We start from the raw sequence: 15,591 nt of genomic DNA on the forward strand, positions 1-15,591 counted from the left end.
CGGCATCGCCCTCGACGACGGAAAAGCCCTCGAATTGCGGGTGGCCGAGATAGTGGACTTTCGTCGTGCCGACATTCCGGTGGGCGGCGCGGAAGTTCTCCGACTTGGTCCAGGCGACGAAATCATCGTGACTTGCCCACGCCGTGTGCGACGCGAACAGCGTGTAGCCCTCGGTCTCGTTGACCGGGCCGCGCAGCAGGTGAAATTCGCGAAAACCTTTCATCTCGGCCAGGCTGGAGTCGCGGTTCTTCCACATGGCTTCGAAGTTGCCCTCCGAGCCGGTCTGGACCTTGAAGCGGTTCATGGCGATGTACATAGGGGGTCCCTTTCATGCGGGTGTTGATGGTTGCGCCGCAACGTTTGTCCCGGGCCTAGTCAAAACGGGCCGATCCCGACCTCGAACTCCAAGCTCGGGTTCGATGCCTGTGACGGAATTGGAGGGAAGGGAGCGGCCTTGCGCACGATGCCAAGCGCGGCCTCGTCGAAAGTCGGCGATCCTGAGCTTTCCAGAATGCGCAACTGGTCTATGTCGCCCTTCCTGCCTATGGCGAATGCCACAACCGCATTGTTACGCGCGGCCAGTTGCAGCGACGGCGGGAGAGTACGATTGACGCTGCCGAGTTTTCGAAAGACGTTGCCGCGGTAGCTGTCTTCAGCAGTGCTGCCTGGGTCTTTTTGCCTTTTGCCCTTGCTGGCCGCTTCCGCCAGCCGGTCCTGGCCATCGGCCGTGCCGCTCCGTTCATTAGCTGCTCCAGCAGTGGCAGGGGCAGCCGCCCCAGTTGGCCTTGCAACGGGGATCGGCGGTTGGTCGGGAACGGTGACAGGAATTTCGGTGGTTTCGGCCTGGGCGTGCGGCCGTGCCGGCGTTTCTGTCCTGGCAGCCACGCTCTGGTCGTCCGGGCGCGGGGTTGCCGCCACCAGTATGTCCGGCGTGGCCACGGGCTGTTTGACCGGTTCCGCCGAGGGCTCCGAAGCCTGCTTCGCGGCGTCACGGGCAGGCTCGGGAGCGTGTGTCGCCGGTTCCTGCGCGGGCTGTGAAGGTGCGGTCGGCGCCGGCCTGGCCGCCTTTGCCGGATGAGGCTTGGCCGTCGGCGGGGGCTGCACCAGCGTGACATTCATTGCCGCCGGGTCCTTGTCCAATGCACTGCCGGCGACCTTGTCACCTTTGTGATCGCCGCCTTCCGACTGCTCTGCCTCCCTGGAATCGAACTTGCCGGCGGACAAGATCAGAAAAGCCGCCGCCACGCCGGCATGGAGCAGGCAGGAGATGGCGATCGCAGCCTGCCACTTGCCGTTGCTGGCTTGCGGTCGTGCCTGGGCAAGTCGCTCTGCCGGCGCTATTGCCAACTCGCTGCCAGTGTCGGGGAGTGGACTGATTTCCTGCATGTCGCGGGCGCGAAATTGCAGCGATACGCGCAGACTTGTCAAATCAAGATCGGCTGCCTCAACCGGTAAGCAATCGAAGCCGGCCAGCGGCCCTGCCACGGTCTTTTCTTATGCAGTCCCACTTCAGACGCCGAAAGCGATGCCGGTCCTGGTGTCCGTCTTCAGCTTGCGCATGCAGGCAGTTGGTTCGACGCCCGTGCCAGCGCAATCCGTTCCGCTGTTGACCAGCACGCGGCTGACCTTGGTGCAGTCGGTGCCGGCCAGGTCAAAGCGTGTCACCTTGGTCTTGCCGTGCGGCAGGTCCTTGAAGTCGAGCACGGTCAGCCGGTCGACGATGCCGGCCTCGTTGAACAGGGCGATCTCGAACGCCGCCTTGGTCAGGTCGGCGCCGAGATTGTTGCTGATCAGGAAGGTCAGCCGGCAGCCCTTGTCGGAAGGTTGCGCGGCATTGAGTTCGAGGGTCAGGACCGGCGCGGACTGCTCAGCCCACGCCGGAATTGTCGTCAGCGACATCGCCAGCGTCGAGGTCAGCAGACGAAGGGATGCCGTCAAGGGCGTCATGGTCAGCCTCCAAAGCGCATGGTTGCCGCCAGCTTCAGCGTGATACCGGGTTCGTAGACCGCAACCGTGGTGCTGCCGTTCAGCGGATTGGCGTATTTGACGTCGAACAGATTGTCGGCGCGGAAATCGACTTTCAGATTGTCGGTCGCCTGATAGCTGGCGAAAGCATTGACCAGTGTGTAGTCCGTCGCGACGGCATTGCCCTTAGGCTTGCCGTTATACTGCACCTCACCGCCGACGGTCAGCTTGTCCTCGAGGAAACGCAGGCCAAGCTGAGCGGTGACCTGAGAGGAGGGGATAGTGGCGAGGTCGGCTTCCACACCCTTGTAGGAAACGGTGTGGCCATCCGTGATCGAGGCCGAGAGGCCGGCATAGCCCCATGCCGCGTCATAGACGCCCTCCAGCTCGAAGCCGTTGATCTTGGCCTTGGCGAAATTTTGGTACTGGAAGCAGATCGGGATTCCGGGGCCGAAGGGGCAGCCGCTGCCTGGAGCGAACGGCGACAGCGTTACGCCGTCGATGTAGTCGTCGACATCGTTGTTGAAATAGGCTGCTTTCAGGCGAAAGGCGTCGCCCGGCTCGAAGATATCGTTCTGCTTGTAGTTGACGCCGAACTCGGTCGTCTTGCCGGTTTCAGGCCGCAGATTTGGATTGGGCAGGAACGGGAAGCTGACGCCGGCTGGATGATTGCCGCTGATCAGCGTTTCCGTGATCGAGGGCGAGCGGTAGCCTTCCGCATAAGTGCCGTAGAATTGCAGGCCGGCAAGCCCGGCGCTCTCGAACGGCGAGACACCGACGGTGACGCGCGGGGATAGCCTGTCGCCGGAAATATCATGCATGTCATCCTTCAGGCTGTAGCTGTCGTAGCGCAGGCCAGCGACGACTTCGAGCCAGTCCCAGGTGAGCTTGTCCTGGACGTAGGCGCCGGACACGTTGCGCTTGCCCGACGGCGTGTAGAAACTGTCGCCCCCGGCCGCGCCACCCGTCTTGACGTTGTCGCCGACCCAATCGCCGCCATAGGTCAGTTCATGCGCGATGCCGTTCGTTTCGAACCGCGACGTGTTCCAGATATCGATGCCGGTCGTGCCGACATCGAATGTCGACAGCGATCCTGCCGGCAGCACCAAGGGAAGACCGGTCGCCGGATCGAACCGGTTCTGCGGCGCGAGACTGGTCAGGTCGAGATTGGTCTTGTTGTAGGACGTGTTGATGTGGAGATCGAGCCAGCTCTTGTCTTCGTCCGTGATGTTGTAGCGGGCCGTGAAGGTGTTCGACTTCAGGTCGACATCGTTGACCGGCACGCCGCCGCTGGTCTCGTCCCAGCCGTCGCTCGAACCGACCCAGCCGAGCTTGAGCTCACTGTTCTCGGTTGGCCGGATGGTCGTCTTGAGCAGGCCGCTCAGCACGTCGAAGCCGGTGCCGTTGACCGTGTCGCCGTCGCCGTCCTTGTAGTTGTCGTAGTCGCGGTAAACGATGTTGCCCAACACGTCCCAGTTCTCATTGATGCGATAGGCACCGGTGGCGCTCGTGGTCCAGCCCTTGCCGTTGCTCTCGTAGCGTCCGGTGACGGAACCGGCCCACGTCTCGTCGGGCTTAAGGAAATCGACCGCATCCTTGGTGTCGAAGAAGACGACGCCGCCAATGGCGCCCGAGCCATAGGTGTTGGCGACAGGACCACGGATCACGTCGACGGATTTGACGAGCTCGGGATCGATATAGAAGGTCGACTGGGTGCCGTGGTCGGAACGCTGGAAATTCTGGCGCGCGCCATCGACGATCACCGCGACGCGGCCGAAATCCTGCAGGCCGCGGATGTTGATGCTGGTGCTGACGCGCCTGGCGTCGGCCTGCGCAGCGACGCCAGGCACACCGAAAAGCATCTCGTTCGGCGTTGTCGCCATGCGGCGATCGAGCTGTTCCTGGTCGACATGGCTGGCCGAGGCCAGCGACTGTACCGCCGTTTCGCCAGTGCGGCTGAGCACCAGGATCCTGTCGAGCAACGTAGCGACCGCGGGGGCTGCCTTTTGCTGGTCAGTCTTCTTCGATTGATCCGTCTGCTCGCTCGCCGCCTGCGTCGCAGGTTGCGCGTGCGCCGATGGCGCGGATAGAGCGATCGCCGCCACGCTTGCGAGCAAAGCCGCCGCACCGTTCGCCGCCGACCGGCCGCGCCGTTCCCAACTTATAAACCCCATGCCCCAACTCCAAATCCCAGGTTCCATGCTGGCTGGCCCGGGGCTTGCTGGCATTTTGATCGTATCCGGCATCTTAAATGTTGACTCATTTAGTCCGGTATTGCACTGACTAATAAACATGATTATTCAAGTCAAGAAATGAATCGGCAATTCGCAACGCCTAGCCAGATGCCCGGCACAGGAAAGGGATCGACCCAGATGAACACGCACAATCCCAACGAGTTTCGCTATCGCGTCCGCCGTTCCGACGATACCTCCACCCGTTTCGATCGGGTCTCGCTGGCGGTGCGGACGCTGTCCAGCAACACGCTGTTCCAGGGCGAGCACGAAATCGGCATCGAGCATCATGGCGCGCTCTACCGGCTGAAGATCACCCGCCAGGGCAAGCTCATTCTCAACAAGTAAGGCAAGGCATCAGAGGTAAAGACATGGACCAGCGCGTAAAACCCGCTCCGCATGAAATCCGGCGGGCCCGGACCGACAATCCGAAAGCGCGCGAGCGTGACCTGGCCGCCCAGCTCGGTATTTCGGAGGCCGAGCTGGTGGCCGCCCATTGCGGCGACGGCGTCGTCCGCGTCGAACCCCGCGTCAACGACCTTCTGACCGGTATCGAGGCCGTTGGCGAGGTTATGGCGCTGACCCGCAACGAAAGCGCCGTACACGAGAAGATCGGCGTCTATGACAAGGTCGTCACCGGCAATCACAATGCCATGGTGCTCGGCGAGAACATCGACCTGCGCATTTTTCCGAAAATCTGGGCGCATGGCTTTGCCGTGGAGAAGCGCGACGGCGACGACATCCGCCGCAGCCTGCAGTTCTTCGATGCGGCCGGCGACGCGGTGCACAAGGTGCATCTGCGCCCGGCCTCCAGCCTCCATGCCTACCAGAAACTGGTCGCCTCGCTGGAATCGCGGAACCAGGAGCCGACGATCGACATTTCGGGGCCGGTTCTCGATGAGGAAAGCGAGGCCGGGGCATCGACGGCGAGCCCGGATGACCTGCGTGACCGCTGGAGCCGGCTGACGGACGTGCACCAGTTCTTCGGCATGCTGAAGACGCTGAAGCTCAGCCGCCGCCAGGCGGTGCGCATGGTTGGCCAGGACTACGCCTGGCTGCTCGATAAGGACGCGGTGCGCGCCATGTTCCATCACGCCGCCGAAAGCGAGATGCCGATTATGTGCTTCGTTGGCAACCGCGGCTGCATCCAGATCCACTCCGGTCCGATCAAATCGATCAAGCCCATGGGGCCGTGGATCAACGTGCTCGACGAGACCTTCCACCTGCACCTGCGCACCGACCACATCCATGAAGTCTGGGCGGTGCGCAAGCCGACCAAGGACGGCCATGTCACATCGCTCGAGGTCTATGCCGCCAATGGCGACATGATCATCCAGTTCTTCGGCAAGCGCCATGAAGGCGAAAGCGAGCGCGACGACTGGCGTTTTCTGGCCGAGCACCTGCCGCGCATTCCGAACCCGACGGCAGCCTGAGGAAAGTGTGATGCGTTTTGTTTCGAGACCGTCCGCCCTGCGCGGATCGATGGTCGGTTATGCAATCGGCCTTTCCATGGCTTTCGCCGCGCTGCAACCAGCCGGCGCCACCGAAGGCGTTTCGGTGTTCGCCGATCCTTCGAAGATCGCCGCTATTGGCGGCTCCATCACCGAGATCGTCTATGCGCTGGGCGAGGAGAGACATTTGGTGGCGCGCGATTCCACCAGCCTCTATCCAAAGGCCGCGCTCGACCTGCCTGATGTCGGTTACATGCGCCAGCTGTCGCCGGAAGGCGTCTTGTCGGTCAATCCGACGGGCATACTGGCATTGCACGGCAGCGGTCCCAAGGAAGCCGTCGACGTGCTGAAGAAGACGAGCATTCCGTTCATCGAAGTGCCCGAGCAGTACAACCGCGAAGGCATCCTCCAGAAGGTCCGCATTGTAGGCAAGGCGATCGGGGTCGAGGCCAAGGCCGAGGTGCTGGCCAGGGCGCTCGATGCGAAACTCACAGCCGCCGAAAAGCGGACAGCCTCGATCAAGGAGCGCAGGCGCGTGCTGTTCATTCTCTCGACGCAGGGTGGCAAGATCCTGGCGGCCGGCAGCGAAACCGCGGCCGACGGCATGGTCAAGCTGGCGGGCGGGGTCAATGCGGTGGAAGGCTTTTCCGGCTACAAGCAAATGTCGGACGAAGCGATCATCACCGCAAGGCCGGACGTGATCCTGATGATGAGCAATGCCGGGCCGCCGGTCTCGGACGACGAAGTGTTCGGCAATCCATCCATCGCCTCAACGCCGGCCGGAACGGCGCGCAAGCTGATCCGCATCGATGGCGCCTATCTACTCGGCTTCGGGCCGCGCACGGCCGACGCGATCCATGATCTCGCCGTTTCGCTTTATGGCGCACAGGTCACGGACTGAGCATCATGACCGACCAGTCGGTCGCCGGTCCGGCGAAGGCGATTAGGGCATCCGACGGGGATCGTTCCGGCCGCGCCCGTGCCGTCATCCTTCTGCTGTGCCTGGGCTTGGCGATCGCCATCTTGCTTTCGCTCACATCCGGCGCATCGGATGCATCCGCCGTGACCGTCTTCAGGGATTGGCTCTTTGGCTCCGTCCCCGGCGATGCGGCGCTCAACGCCCGCGACAGCTTGATCGTCCATGACATCCGCATGCCACGCGTCATCCTCGGCATGTTGGTGGGTGCGGCGCTCGCGGTTTGTGGCGCCGTCATGCAAGGACTGTTCCGCAATCCGCTCGCCGACCCCGGTCTGATCGGCGTTTCCGCAGGATCCAGCCTTGGCGCGGTGGTCATCATCGTTCTTGGCGGGACCGTGCTGGCGCCGGTGACCGCCTTGCTCGGAACGCTGGCGCTGCCGCTTGCGGCGTTCGTCGGCGGTCTCGTCACCACATTGGCGCTCTATCAGGTCGCCACGCGACGTGGACAAACCTCGGTCGCCACCATGCTGCTCGCGGGCATAGCCCTGGCGGCACTTGCCATGGCGCTGACCGGAATCCTCATATTCATGGCCGACGATCGCCAGCTGCGCGACCTGACCTTCTGGTCACTGGGATCGCTCGGCGGTGCGACATGGGCCAAGATCGCTTCCGTAGGACCCATAATCGTCCTGGCACTGGCGGCGATGCCGTTCCTGGCCCGCGGCCTTAACGCGCTGGCGCTGGGCGAAGCGACCGCCGGCCATCTCGGCATTCCGGTGCAGCGGCTGAAATACACTGCCATCATCGGCGTTTCGGCGGCGGTCGGCGCCTCCGTCGCCGTCAGCGGCGGCATCGGCTTCGTCGGCATCGTCGTGCCGCATCTGCTGCGACTGCTGATCGGACCCGACAATCGTTACCTGCTGCCGGCCTCGGGGCTGCTCGGCGCCTCCTCGTTGCTGCTTGCCGATGCGGTCGCCCGCACCATCGTGGCGCCGGCCGAGCTGCCGATCGGCATCGTCACCGCGATATCAGGCGCGCCGTTCTTCCTGTGGATATTGCTGCGCAGGCGCGGCGTGATCGATTTGTGAGGCTGGAATGATCGAGGCGAGGAATGTTTCGGTCGATATCGCCGGCAAGAGAATTGTTGCCGGTGTCGATTTCGATGCGCGGCCGGGCGAGGTGGCGGCAATCGTCGGCCCCAATGGTTCGGGCAAGACGACCTTCCTGAGGGCATTGTCGGGGGACCTCGGCTATACCGGGAGTGTCGTCCTCAACGGCCGCGACCTCGCAGCGATGAAGCCGGTGGAGGTCGCCGTCCAGCGGGCTGTGTTGCCGCAGGCGACGACACTGTCGTTTCCTTTCACTGTGCGGGAGGTCGTCAGGCTTGGCCTGGTCGGTGGCCGTTCGGGCGCGCTGCCGGGCGAGGACGGACGCCTGCCGGAACGGGCGCTGGCGCGGGTCGATCTCGACGGCTTTGCCGGCCGCTTCTATCAGGAGCTTTCCGGTGGCGAGCAGCAGCGTGTCCAGCTTGCGCGCGTGCTGTGCCAGGTCTGGGCGCCGGTGCTCGACGGCAAGCCGCGCTATCTGTTCCTTGACGAGCCGGTGTCCAGCCTCGACATCAAGCACCAGCTGATCATCATGAACATCGCCCGCGACTTCGCCAGAAGGGGCGGGGGCGTGGTAGCGATCCTGCACGACCTCAATCTGACGGCCATGTACGCTGACCGCATCTTCGTGATGCATCGCGGCCGGCTGGCCGCCAGCGGCTTGCCCCGCGACGTGCTGAGTGACGACCTGATCGAGAAGGTGTTCGATTGCCGGCTCAAGGTCGGCGTGCTGCCGGCCGGCAACATGCCGTTCGTGCTCCCGCAATCGTCGGTCAGCTGATATTCAGCCGACACTGCACGATGCGGCAGGGATCAGGCCGCTGGGGCGCGGCGCTCCATCAGCATGTCGATGCCGAGCAGGGCGCGTACATTTGGCCTTGCCGCCACGAGGTCGGCGATCGTGTAGCGGGCAAGCACGGCGAAGAAGGCGTTGAGCGCTTCGCGCAATGCGGAGTTCAGCGCGCAGCTGTCGACCAGCGGGCATTCGGCGGCATCGTTCTCGAAGCACTCCGCCATGGCAAAACTTTCCTCGGTCACGCGCACAACGTCGAACAGGCTTATCGATTCGGCGGCACGGCCGAGCCGTACCCCTCCGTTCCGGCCGCGCACAGTCTCGACCATGCCATTCTCGACCAGAGGCTGCAGGATTTTGAACAGGAACAGTTCCGACACCGAATAGGCGGCCGCGATCTCCGGGATGCGGCTCAACCGGTCATTGTTGGCGGCGCAATACATCAGAATGCGCATGGCATAGTTGGTTTGGCGCGTAAGCCGCATCTTGTCCTCACTCGGCGCTGATATGATGCAACCACGCCAGATTCTAAACTTTGCTGGCGCGGCCCTCGTCCGGAATCCGGATCGCTGCACTGGTCTCGGCGGAATATGGCCTATACCTTGGAATAATTCCAGACTAGCCGGGCATCATAGATGAATAAACTCGTCAACTTTATGTGCGCCGCCGGGCAAAAGCCGGGACAGACAAACCGGCTGCCACGGGCATTCCGGCGGCCGCGGCACTAGATAGGCCTAATAGACGAGGAGCGGCATGGCTCAATCGGACCAATCCCTGGCGCCAGTGCGGTTCGATGCCGACGCGGGCGGCAAGCTTTCCGCGCTGCGGCGGACAAAGTTCGTCGCCACGGCGGCATTGGCACTCTGCGTGGTGGTCTTTGCCTTGGCCAAGTCCTTCCAGAGCAGCTATCCATGGCTCGGCTTCGTCGCCGCCTTCGCCGAGGCGGCAACGATCGGCGGCCTTGCCGACTGGTACGCGGTGGTGGCGCTGTTCAAACGGCCGCTCGGGTTGCCCATCCCGCACACCGCCATCATCCCGGAAAACCAGGACCGTATCGCCGACAATCTCGGCCGTTTCATCGAGGCCAATTTCCTGGCGCCGGAACCGGTGCGTGAAAAACTCGCCGAGGTCGATTTTTCGGCGCTCGTGGCCGACTGGCTGGCCGATGCCGAACGCGCCGCCGGCCTGTCGCGCTTCGTCGTGCGGCTGGTGCCGCAGACGCTTGCCGCCGTCGAACAATCCGGTCTGCGCGGCTTCGTCACCAGCCGCATGCTCGAACAGATCGAAAAGGTGCCGCTGGCGCCACTTGCGGCCGAACTTCTGTCGGCGCTCACCGACGACCGCCGCCACCAAAAGCTGTTCGACGAGTTCATCAAGGTCATCGGCCGGTTCCTCAACGACGAACAGGCGCTGGCGACGATGCGCGACAAGATCCGCGAGCAATTGCCGTCGCTATTCAACCTGTTCCGGGCCGACGCCTATCTCCTGAAGAAGATCGTCGCTTCGGCTGGCTCCTTGCTGGACGAGGTGCGTGCCGATCCCGATCACCCGATGCGCGCCGAATTCGACCGTTTCGCGCAAAGTTTCGTCGAGCGGCTGCGCACGTCCAAGCAATATGCCAGGCGAGCGGAGAAAATGAAGCGCGACTTCCTCGCCAGACCCGAAATCAGGGCGCTGGCCGGCGACATGTGGGAGAGCCTCAGCCTGTTTATCGAGCAGGACGCCAAGGCGCCGAATTCGTTGATCAGGGAGCATCTGGCCAACATGTTCGTCGAAGTCGGCCGCCATCTTGCCGGAGACGCGCAGATCCGGGCCGACATGAACCAAGGATTCGTGGTGGCGCTCGCTTCTTTTGTCGAGAGCCAGAAGAGCGGTGTGTCGAAATTCATCGCCGACCAGGTCAAGCGCTGGGACCTTGCCCAACTGACACGCCTGATCGAGATGAACATTGGCAGGGACCTGCAATATATCCGCTTCAACGGCATGATCATCGGTGGGCTGGCGGGCATCCTGCTTTACACGATCGAGCTGCTGCTCCCGGTCAATTGATCCCTAGCGATCGCCTAGGCCCGTGTTCGAAATGGACACGAGGCGTTCGAGTGCTATTCTCCTCGATGAGGGCGTCCGCGATCGCGGCAAAGGGGAGATGACAATCATGGCCAGACAATCGGAATCCGATTCCTTCATGGAAATGTTCGGCAGGTTCGGCCGTGACCTGAAGGTGCCGAATGTGGATGTCGAAGCGATTCTTGCGCATCACCGCAAGAATCTCGAAGCTTTGGAGAAATCCGCGCGTGCCGGGGTGGCTGGGACGTCCTCGCTGTTGTCTAGGCAACGCGAAATGCTGCAGGACACGTTGCGCGAGATCGCCGACATGGCGCAGAGCTACCGCGCACCGGGCAATCCGCAGGAGTTGATGGCCAAGCAGACCGAGTTTGCCAGAAAATCCTTTGAGGCGGCGCTCAAGAACGCCGGTGAAGTGGCTGAGCTAGCCAGGAAATCAGGCACCGAATCGATCGACATCCTGCGCGCACGCATCAAGGAGGCGATGGAGGAGGTCCGCGCCGGTTACGGGCAGAAGTAGGTTCTCATGGGCTGTCGTTCCGCTCTCGGCCGGGCACACCCCGTTCCCGATACCGTAACCCTTCGCACAGTTGCATTAGCGCCACGCCATAAGCTCCCGGCAGTCTGAAAGGTCGGAAAAGTCCCAATTCGCCTGCCATCGCATGGCAAGACATGGCACGAGTGAGCGCGAATCCGCCGGAACGGATTTGCGAGGGACGAATTGACAGAGGCCGCCGGTTCGTGGTCCGGAAGCTTTGGAAGCGATCGGGAAAGCAGGCATGACGGAAGTACGGCCTAAAACGCCGCCAACCTACGAGCAGCTGAGAACGATGTCCGGACAGGAGCTCGGCGTCTCGGAATGGACCACGGTCGACCAGAACCGTATCAACCAGTTCGCCGAATGCACGGGCGACCATCAATGGATCCACGTCGATCCTGAACGGGCGCGGCGGCAAAGCCCGTTCCGCACCACGATCGCGCATGGCTATCTGACACTGTCGATCATCGGCGCGCTGGCGCTTGAAATGGGTATCGTGCCCGAGAATACGCAGGCCGCCTTCAACTATGGTTTCGACAAGGTGCGTTTCCTGGCGCCGGTCAAGGTCGGCGCACGCATTCGCCTGCGCACGACGCTGCTTTCCATGGAAGACAAAGGCCCGGGCCAGTATCTGATGAAGGCAGCCAACACGGTCGAGATCGAAGGCGAGGAAAAGCCGGCGCTGATGGCTGACACACTCGTCATGCTCTACGAGCGCCGCAAACGGGCAGGGGCCTGAACGGAGCCCGCCAGGCTCCTTGCGTCATTTCCTTCAGCTGTTCTTGTGCGGCAAGGAATAGGCCCAGATCTGGGTATGGCATTTCGGAAAAGGCATGATTGAGCATCCGCGCAAATGGTGAGATTTGGCGGCGTTGTGCCGTTTCATGGATGGTCTGATTTGATGGGGCAGAAGGCCGCAACAACGAGGTGTTGTCGCGGCTTATTTGTCTGCTGACTTGGTGGTTCCCATATCAGCAAGCCATCGCCGTTTCGAGCGACTTGAAAATCCGCTCGTCCGCGCACTGGGCGACGTTGAAGCGCAGGAAGCGGCTGGCGGACTGCGACAGGCTGAACGCATTGCCGGGCGCCAGCACGATGTTGTCGGCGAGCGCACTGCGGGCGATTTCGGCCGCGTCCACGCCTTCCGGCAGGGTGCACCACAGGAACAGCCCAGCCGGCTGCTCGATCCAGGGCGTGATGCCGATCGCCTTCAGCCGGGCGCTGGTCTCGCCCATGGCCCGCGAAAGGCGGGCGCGCAGCAAATCCATGTGCTTTCGGTAGCTGCCGTCCTTCAGCAGCGTCAGCACAAGTTCGGCCGCCAGCCGTCCGCCGCCGAACGTCGTGGCGATCTTGAGGTCGGTCAGCCCCTCGATCCAGTCACGGGGCGCGGCGATGAAACCGCAGCGGACCGACGCCGACAGCGTCTTGGAGAAACTGCCGATCTGGACGACGCGACTAAGGCCGTCGAACGCCGCTAGCCTTGGGGCGGGAATGTGCTCGAAATCGGCGAAGATATCATCCTCGACGATGGTCAGATCCGACTGGTCGGCCAGTTTGAGCAAACGATGGGCCATCACCGGAGACAGGATCGCGCCGGTCGGGTTATGGATGGCCGAGTTGGTGATGTAGAGGCGCGGCCGGTGTTCGGCCAGCGCCTGGGCGAACAGCTCGATGTCCGGCCCCGATGGCGTGTAGGGCACGCTGACGACCTTGGCGCGGTGGGCGCGCAGCAGAGCATGGAAATTGAAGTAGCAGGGATCGTCGACCAACACGGTGTCGCCCGGCTCGATCAGGAACCGGCAGAGCAGATCGATGGCCTGGGTGCACGATTCCGTCAGCATGATCTGGTCGGGGAAGGCTTCGATGCCGTGCCCGGCCATGCGCCGCGCCAGCAATTGCCGCAGCGGCGGCAGCCCGAGCGGCGTGCCGTAATCTGCGAGCGCGACATCGTCGGCACGCGCGACAGTGCGCAATGCCCGGCGCAGCCCGGCCTGTGGCATCCATGAAGCCGGCAGCCAGCCGCAGCCGGGTTTCAGGATCTCGTCGCCAGCCTCCAGGGACTGGCGCGAGACCCAGAGCGGATCGACGGCACGGTCGAGCCGGGGACCGATCTCGGCGAGCGACAGCGGTGCCAGCGACCCGGCGGCATAGAAACCGGAACCGGGCCGCGAACGGATCGCGCCTTCGGCGGCAAGCCGTTCGTAGGCCTCGACCACGGTGGATTTCGACACCTGCATGGATTTGGCGAAAGCGCGGATCGAGGGCAACCTTGCTCCAGGCGTCAGGCTGCGCGCGGCAATCCGCTGCCGGATGGCGGCCATGACCCCTTCGACGAGAGTTCCGCCGCTGTCGAGCCTCACTGCTTCGTCCATCTGTACCTTCCAGAAAACCATGACAGTTTTATCGAATTGTACTGCATTGTCTCTGGTGGCGCCATAGCCGCGGGCCCCATAGAGGGGCGAAACAAACGGAGCCTGCGATGGACAAGACGGCGAGCGGCTGGGTGAGCGGATTTATCGGCGTGCTGATTTTCAGCGGTTCGTTGCCGGCGACGCGCGTGGCGGTGATGGATCTCGACCCGATATTCCTGACGTCGGCCCGCGCGGTTATTGCCGGCCTGCTCGGTCTCGCGCTGCTGCTTGTGTTCCGCGAGAAGCGTCCCGGGCGTCATGACTTGCTGTCGCTCGTCATCGTTGCGCTTGGCGTGGTCGTCGGCTTTCCCTTGCTGACGGCATTGGCGCTGAAGCATGTCACCTCGGCCCACTCCATCATCTTCGTCGGCCTGCTGCCGCTGGCGACCGCGATCTTCGGCGTGCTGCGCGGCGGTGAACGGCCCCGGCCGGCCTTCTGGCTGTTCTCATGCCTGGGCAGTGCGCTGGTGGCGGGCTTCGCGCTTGCGCAAGGCGTGACGGCTTCGCCGGCTGGCGATGGGCTGATGCTTGCGGCCATCGTCGCCTGCGGCCTTGGCTATGCCGAGGGTGCCGCGCTGTCGCGCAAGCTCGGGGGCTGGCAAGTGATCTGCTGGGCGCTGGTGCTGTCCCTGCCGGTCATGCTGGTGCTGACCTTTGCGACCCTGCCGCCATCCTTCGCCAGCGTAGGCTCCAATGCCTGGATTGGTCTTGGCTATGTCTCGCTGTTCAGCATGCTGATCGGCTTCGTGTTCTGGTATCGGGGCCTGGCGCAAGGCGGCATTGCGGCGGTGGGGCAGTTGCAGCTTCTGCAACCGTTCTTCGGGCTCGCACTGGCGGCGACGCTGCTGCATGAACAGGTCAGCCCGATGATGATCGTCGTCACGCTCGGCGTGGTGCTTTGCGTTTTCGGCGCGAAGAAGTTTGCCAAGCAGGATTTGCCGCGTCGTGCGGCTGCATAGCGGTGCCGACCCTCACGAGAACTTCGTCACCACCCCAATGCCGATACCCTCGAAGCCGCCCATCGCCATCAAGGCTGCTGGCGCTTCGTCGAGGCTGATTTTCTTGCCGACCAGCAGTTCGGGTTTGAGCTTGCCGTGGCGGATCATCTCCATCATCGCGGGGTAGCGATAGGCCTGCATGCCGTGACTGCCGAGGATTTCGAGTTCGAAGGCGATCACCTTGTCCATCGGCACCTGCGGGCGGGCGTGTTCGCCCAGCATCAAGCCGACCTGCACGTGACGGCCGCGCCGGCGCAGGTTGGCGATCGAGTTGAAGGACGTCGTCGGATGGCCGAGCGCGTCCATCGACATGTGAGCGCCACCATTGGTGATCTGCTTGACGGCCTTGACGACGTTCGGCGTCGTCGAAGCGTTGATGGTCGCCACGGCGCCGATCTGTTTGGCGAAGTCCAGCTTTTCCTCGGTGAGGTCGATGGCGATGACGTTGGCGCCCATCGAACTGGCGATCATGATTGCCGACAGGCCGACGCCGCCGCAGCCATGCACCGCCACCCATTCGCCGGGCTTTACCCGGCCCTGATCGACAATGGCGCGGAACGATGTGACGAAGCGGCAGCCGAGGCTGGCGGCGGTGGCGAATTCCATTTCGTCGGGCAGGCGCACGAGATTGGTATCGGCGTGTTCGATAGCGACATATTCGGCGAATGAGCCCCAGGTGTTGAAGCCAGGCTGGGACTGGTGTTCGCAGACCTGGTGATTGCCTGATGTGCATTCGAAGCAGTGGCCGCAGCCGACGGCAAACGGCACGGTGACGCGTTCGCCCGCCTTCCAGCGGGTGACGTGCTTGCCGGCGGCAACCACGACGCCGGCCAGTTCGTGGCCCGGCACATGCGGCAGGCGGATATCGGCGTCATGGCCCATCCAGCCGTGCCAGTCGCTGCGGCAAAGCCCGGTCGCCTCGACCTTGATGACGACGCCATCGGCCGCCGGCTTGGGGTCTGGCACGGTCTGGATCGTCGGCGCTTCGCCGAATTTCTCGAAGACGACGGCTTTCATCGTTCACTCCACCCTTGAGACGGCACGCACTGTGGGAAACGATAGCCGATTCCCTGTTCGGTCAAGCGGAAATCGATTCCGCCAGGCTGGCCAGTCCG

15 protein-coding genes and 1 pseudogene are annotated in these 15,591 nt (G+C 63.2%); 9 read left to right on the forward strand and 7 right to left on the reverse strand.

Going from position 1 to position 15,591, the window contains the following annotated elements; translation table 11 throughout:
* Positions 1 to 7: 7 nt before the first annotated feature.
* The 4 genes and pseudogenes from LB557_RS28715 to LB557_RS28730 all read right to left on the reverse strand — a co-directional run.
* Positions 8 to 316 (reverse strand): annotated as a pseudogene (locus LB557_RS28715) (antibiotic biosynthesis monooxygenase family protein); the annotation flags it as partial.
* Positions 317 to 375: 59 nt separating this feature from the next.
* Positions 376 to 1,428 (reverse strand): TonB family protein, encoded by a 1,053-nt coding sequence (locus LB557_RS28720; protein ID WP_318013385.1) that lies wholly within the window; start codon positions 1,426 to 1,428, stop codon positions 376 to 378.
* Positions 1,429 to 1,509: 81 nt separating this feature from the next.
* The gene (locus tag LB557_RS28725) at positions 1,510 to 1,947 is read right to left on the reverse strand and encodes a hypothetical protein (protein WP_224643303.1); all 438 of its coding nucleotides are present in this window, start codon (positions 1,945 to 1,947) and stop codon (positions 1,510 to 1,512) included.
* A 2-nt stretch (positions 1,948 to 1,949) separates the two neighbouring features.
* Positions 1,950 to 4,139 (reverse strand): TonB-dependent hemoglobin/transferrin/lactoferrin family receptor, encoded by a 2,190-nt coding sequence (locus tag LB557_RS28730; RefSeq protein ID WP_224643302.1) that lies wholly within the window; start codon positions 4,137 to 4,139, stop codon positions 1,950 to 1,952.
* A gap of 198 nt (positions 4,140 to 4,337) precedes the next feature.
* Here LB557_RS28730 and hemP point away from each other — a divergent pair, with 198 nt between their 5' ends.
* The 5 genes from hemP to LB557_RS28755 are packed head-to-tail and all read left to right on the forward strand — an operon-like array spanning position 4,338 to position 8,453.
* Positions 4,338 to 4,544, forward strand: a complete 207-nt coding sequence (hemP, locus tag LB557_RS28735) for a hemin uptake protein HemP (RefSeq protein WP_015317483.1) — start codon at positions 4,338 to 4,340, stop codon at positions 4,542 to 4,544.
* A 23-nt stretch (positions 4,545 to 4,567) separates the two neighbouring features.
* Positions 4,568 to 5,629: a hemin-degrading factor gene (locus LB557_RS28740; RefSeq protein ID WP_224643301.1), complete on the forward strand. Its 1,062-nt coding sequence runs from the start codon at positions 4,568 to 4,570 to the stop codon at positions 5,627 to 5,629.
* A 10-nt stretch (positions 5,630 to 5,639) separates the two neighbouring features.
* On the forward strand, positions 5,640 to 6,548 hold the full coding sequence (locus LB557_RS28745) for a hemin ABC transporter substrate-binding protein (RefSeq protein WP_224643300.1): 909 nt from the start codon (positions 5,640 to 5,642) through the stop codon (positions 6,546 to 6,548).
* Between the two features lie 5 nt (positions 6,549 to 6,553).
* Positions 6,554 to 7,654: a FecCD family ABC transporter permease gene (locus tag LB557_RS28750; RefSeq protein ID WP_224643299.1), complete on the forward strand. Its 1,101-nt coding sequence runs from the start codon at positions 6,554 to 6,556 to the stop codon at positions 7,652 to 7,654.
* Between the two features lie 7 nt (positions 7,655 to 7,661).
* Positions 7,662 to 8,453, forward strand: coding sequence for a heme ABC transporter ATP-binding protein (locus LB557_RS28755; RefSeq protein ID WP_140661088.1), 792 nt, complete (start codon positions 7,662 to 7,664; stop codon positions 8,451 to 8,453).
* 32 nt (positions 8,454 to 8,485) lie between these two features.
* Here the strand turns inward: LB557_RS28755 and rirA are convergent, their stop codons facing one another.
* Positions 8,486 to 8,950 carry an iron-responsive transcriptional regulator RirA gene (rirA, locus tag LB557_RS28760; protein ID WP_015317488.1) on the reverse strand — a complete coding sequence of 155 codons (465 nt, stop codon included), beginning with the start codon at positions 8,948 to 8,950 and terminating at the stop codon, positions 8,486 to 8,488.
* A gap of 268 nt (positions 8,951 to 9,218) precedes the next feature.
* Here rirA and LB557_RS28765 point away from each other — a divergent pair, with 268 nt between their 5' ends.
* From LB557_RS28765 to LB557_RS28775, 3 genes are all read left to right on the forward strand, one after another.
* A complete protein-coding gene (locus tag LB557_RS28765; RefSeq protein WP_224643298.1) occupies positions 9,219 to 10,514 on the forward strand; it encodes a DUF445 domain-containing protein in 1,296 nt (431 codons plus the stop codon).
* A 106-nt stretch (positions 10,515 to 10,620) separates the two neighbouring features.
* Positions 10,621 to 11,049 carry a phasin family protein gene (locus LB557_RS28770; RefSeq protein ID WP_224643297.1) on the forward strand — a complete coding sequence of 143 codons (429 nt, stop codon included), beginning with the start codon at positions 10,621 to 10,623 and terminating at the stop codon, positions 11,047 to 11,049.
* Positions 11,050 to 11,308: 259 nt separating this feature from the next.
* A complete protein-coding gene (locus LB557_RS28775) occupies positions 11,309 to 11,806 on the forward strand; it encodes a MaoC family dehydratase (RefSeq protein WP_224643296.1) in 498 nt (165 codons plus the stop codon).
* 232 nt (positions 11,807 to 12,038) lie between these two features.
* Here LB557_RS28775 and LB557_RS28780 read toward each other — a convergent pair whose 3' ends face one another.
* Entirely contained in the window at positions 12,039 to 13,439 is a 1,401-nt protein-coding gene (locus LB557_RS28780) for a PLP-dependent aminotransferase family protein (RefSeq protein WP_224643295.1), read from the reverse strand.
* 107 nt (positions 13,440 to 13,546) lie between these two features.
* On the opposite strand from LB557_RS28780, the gene LB557_RS28785 reads away from it, so the two are divergent.
* Positions 13,547 to 14,437: a DMT family transporter gene (locus LB557_RS28785; RefSeq protein ID WP_224643294.1), complete on the forward strand. Its 891-nt coding sequence runs from the start codon at positions 13,547 to 13,549 to the stop codon at positions 14,435 to 14,437.
* A gap of 12 nt (positions 14,438 to 14,449) precedes the next feature.
* Here LB557_RS28785 and LB557_RS28790 read toward each other — a convergent pair whose 3' ends face one another.
* Positions 14,450 to 15,493 carry a zinc-dependent alcohol dehydrogenase family protein gene (locus LB557_RS28790; protein ID WP_015317494.1) on the reverse strand — a complete coding sequence of 348 codons (1,044 nt, stop codon included), beginning with the start codon at positions 15,491 to 15,493 and terminating at the stop codon, positions 14,450 to 14,452.
* Positions 15,494 to 15,591 lie beyond the last annotated feature (98 nt).

Origin of the sequence: Mesorhizobium sp. BR115XR7A (assembly GCF_020165315.1) — a bacterium.
In the GTDB taxonomy this organism is placed as follows: domain Bacteria; phylum Pseudomonadota; class Alphaproteobacteria; order Rhizobiales; family Rhizobiaceae; genus Mesorhizobium; species Mesorhizobium australicum.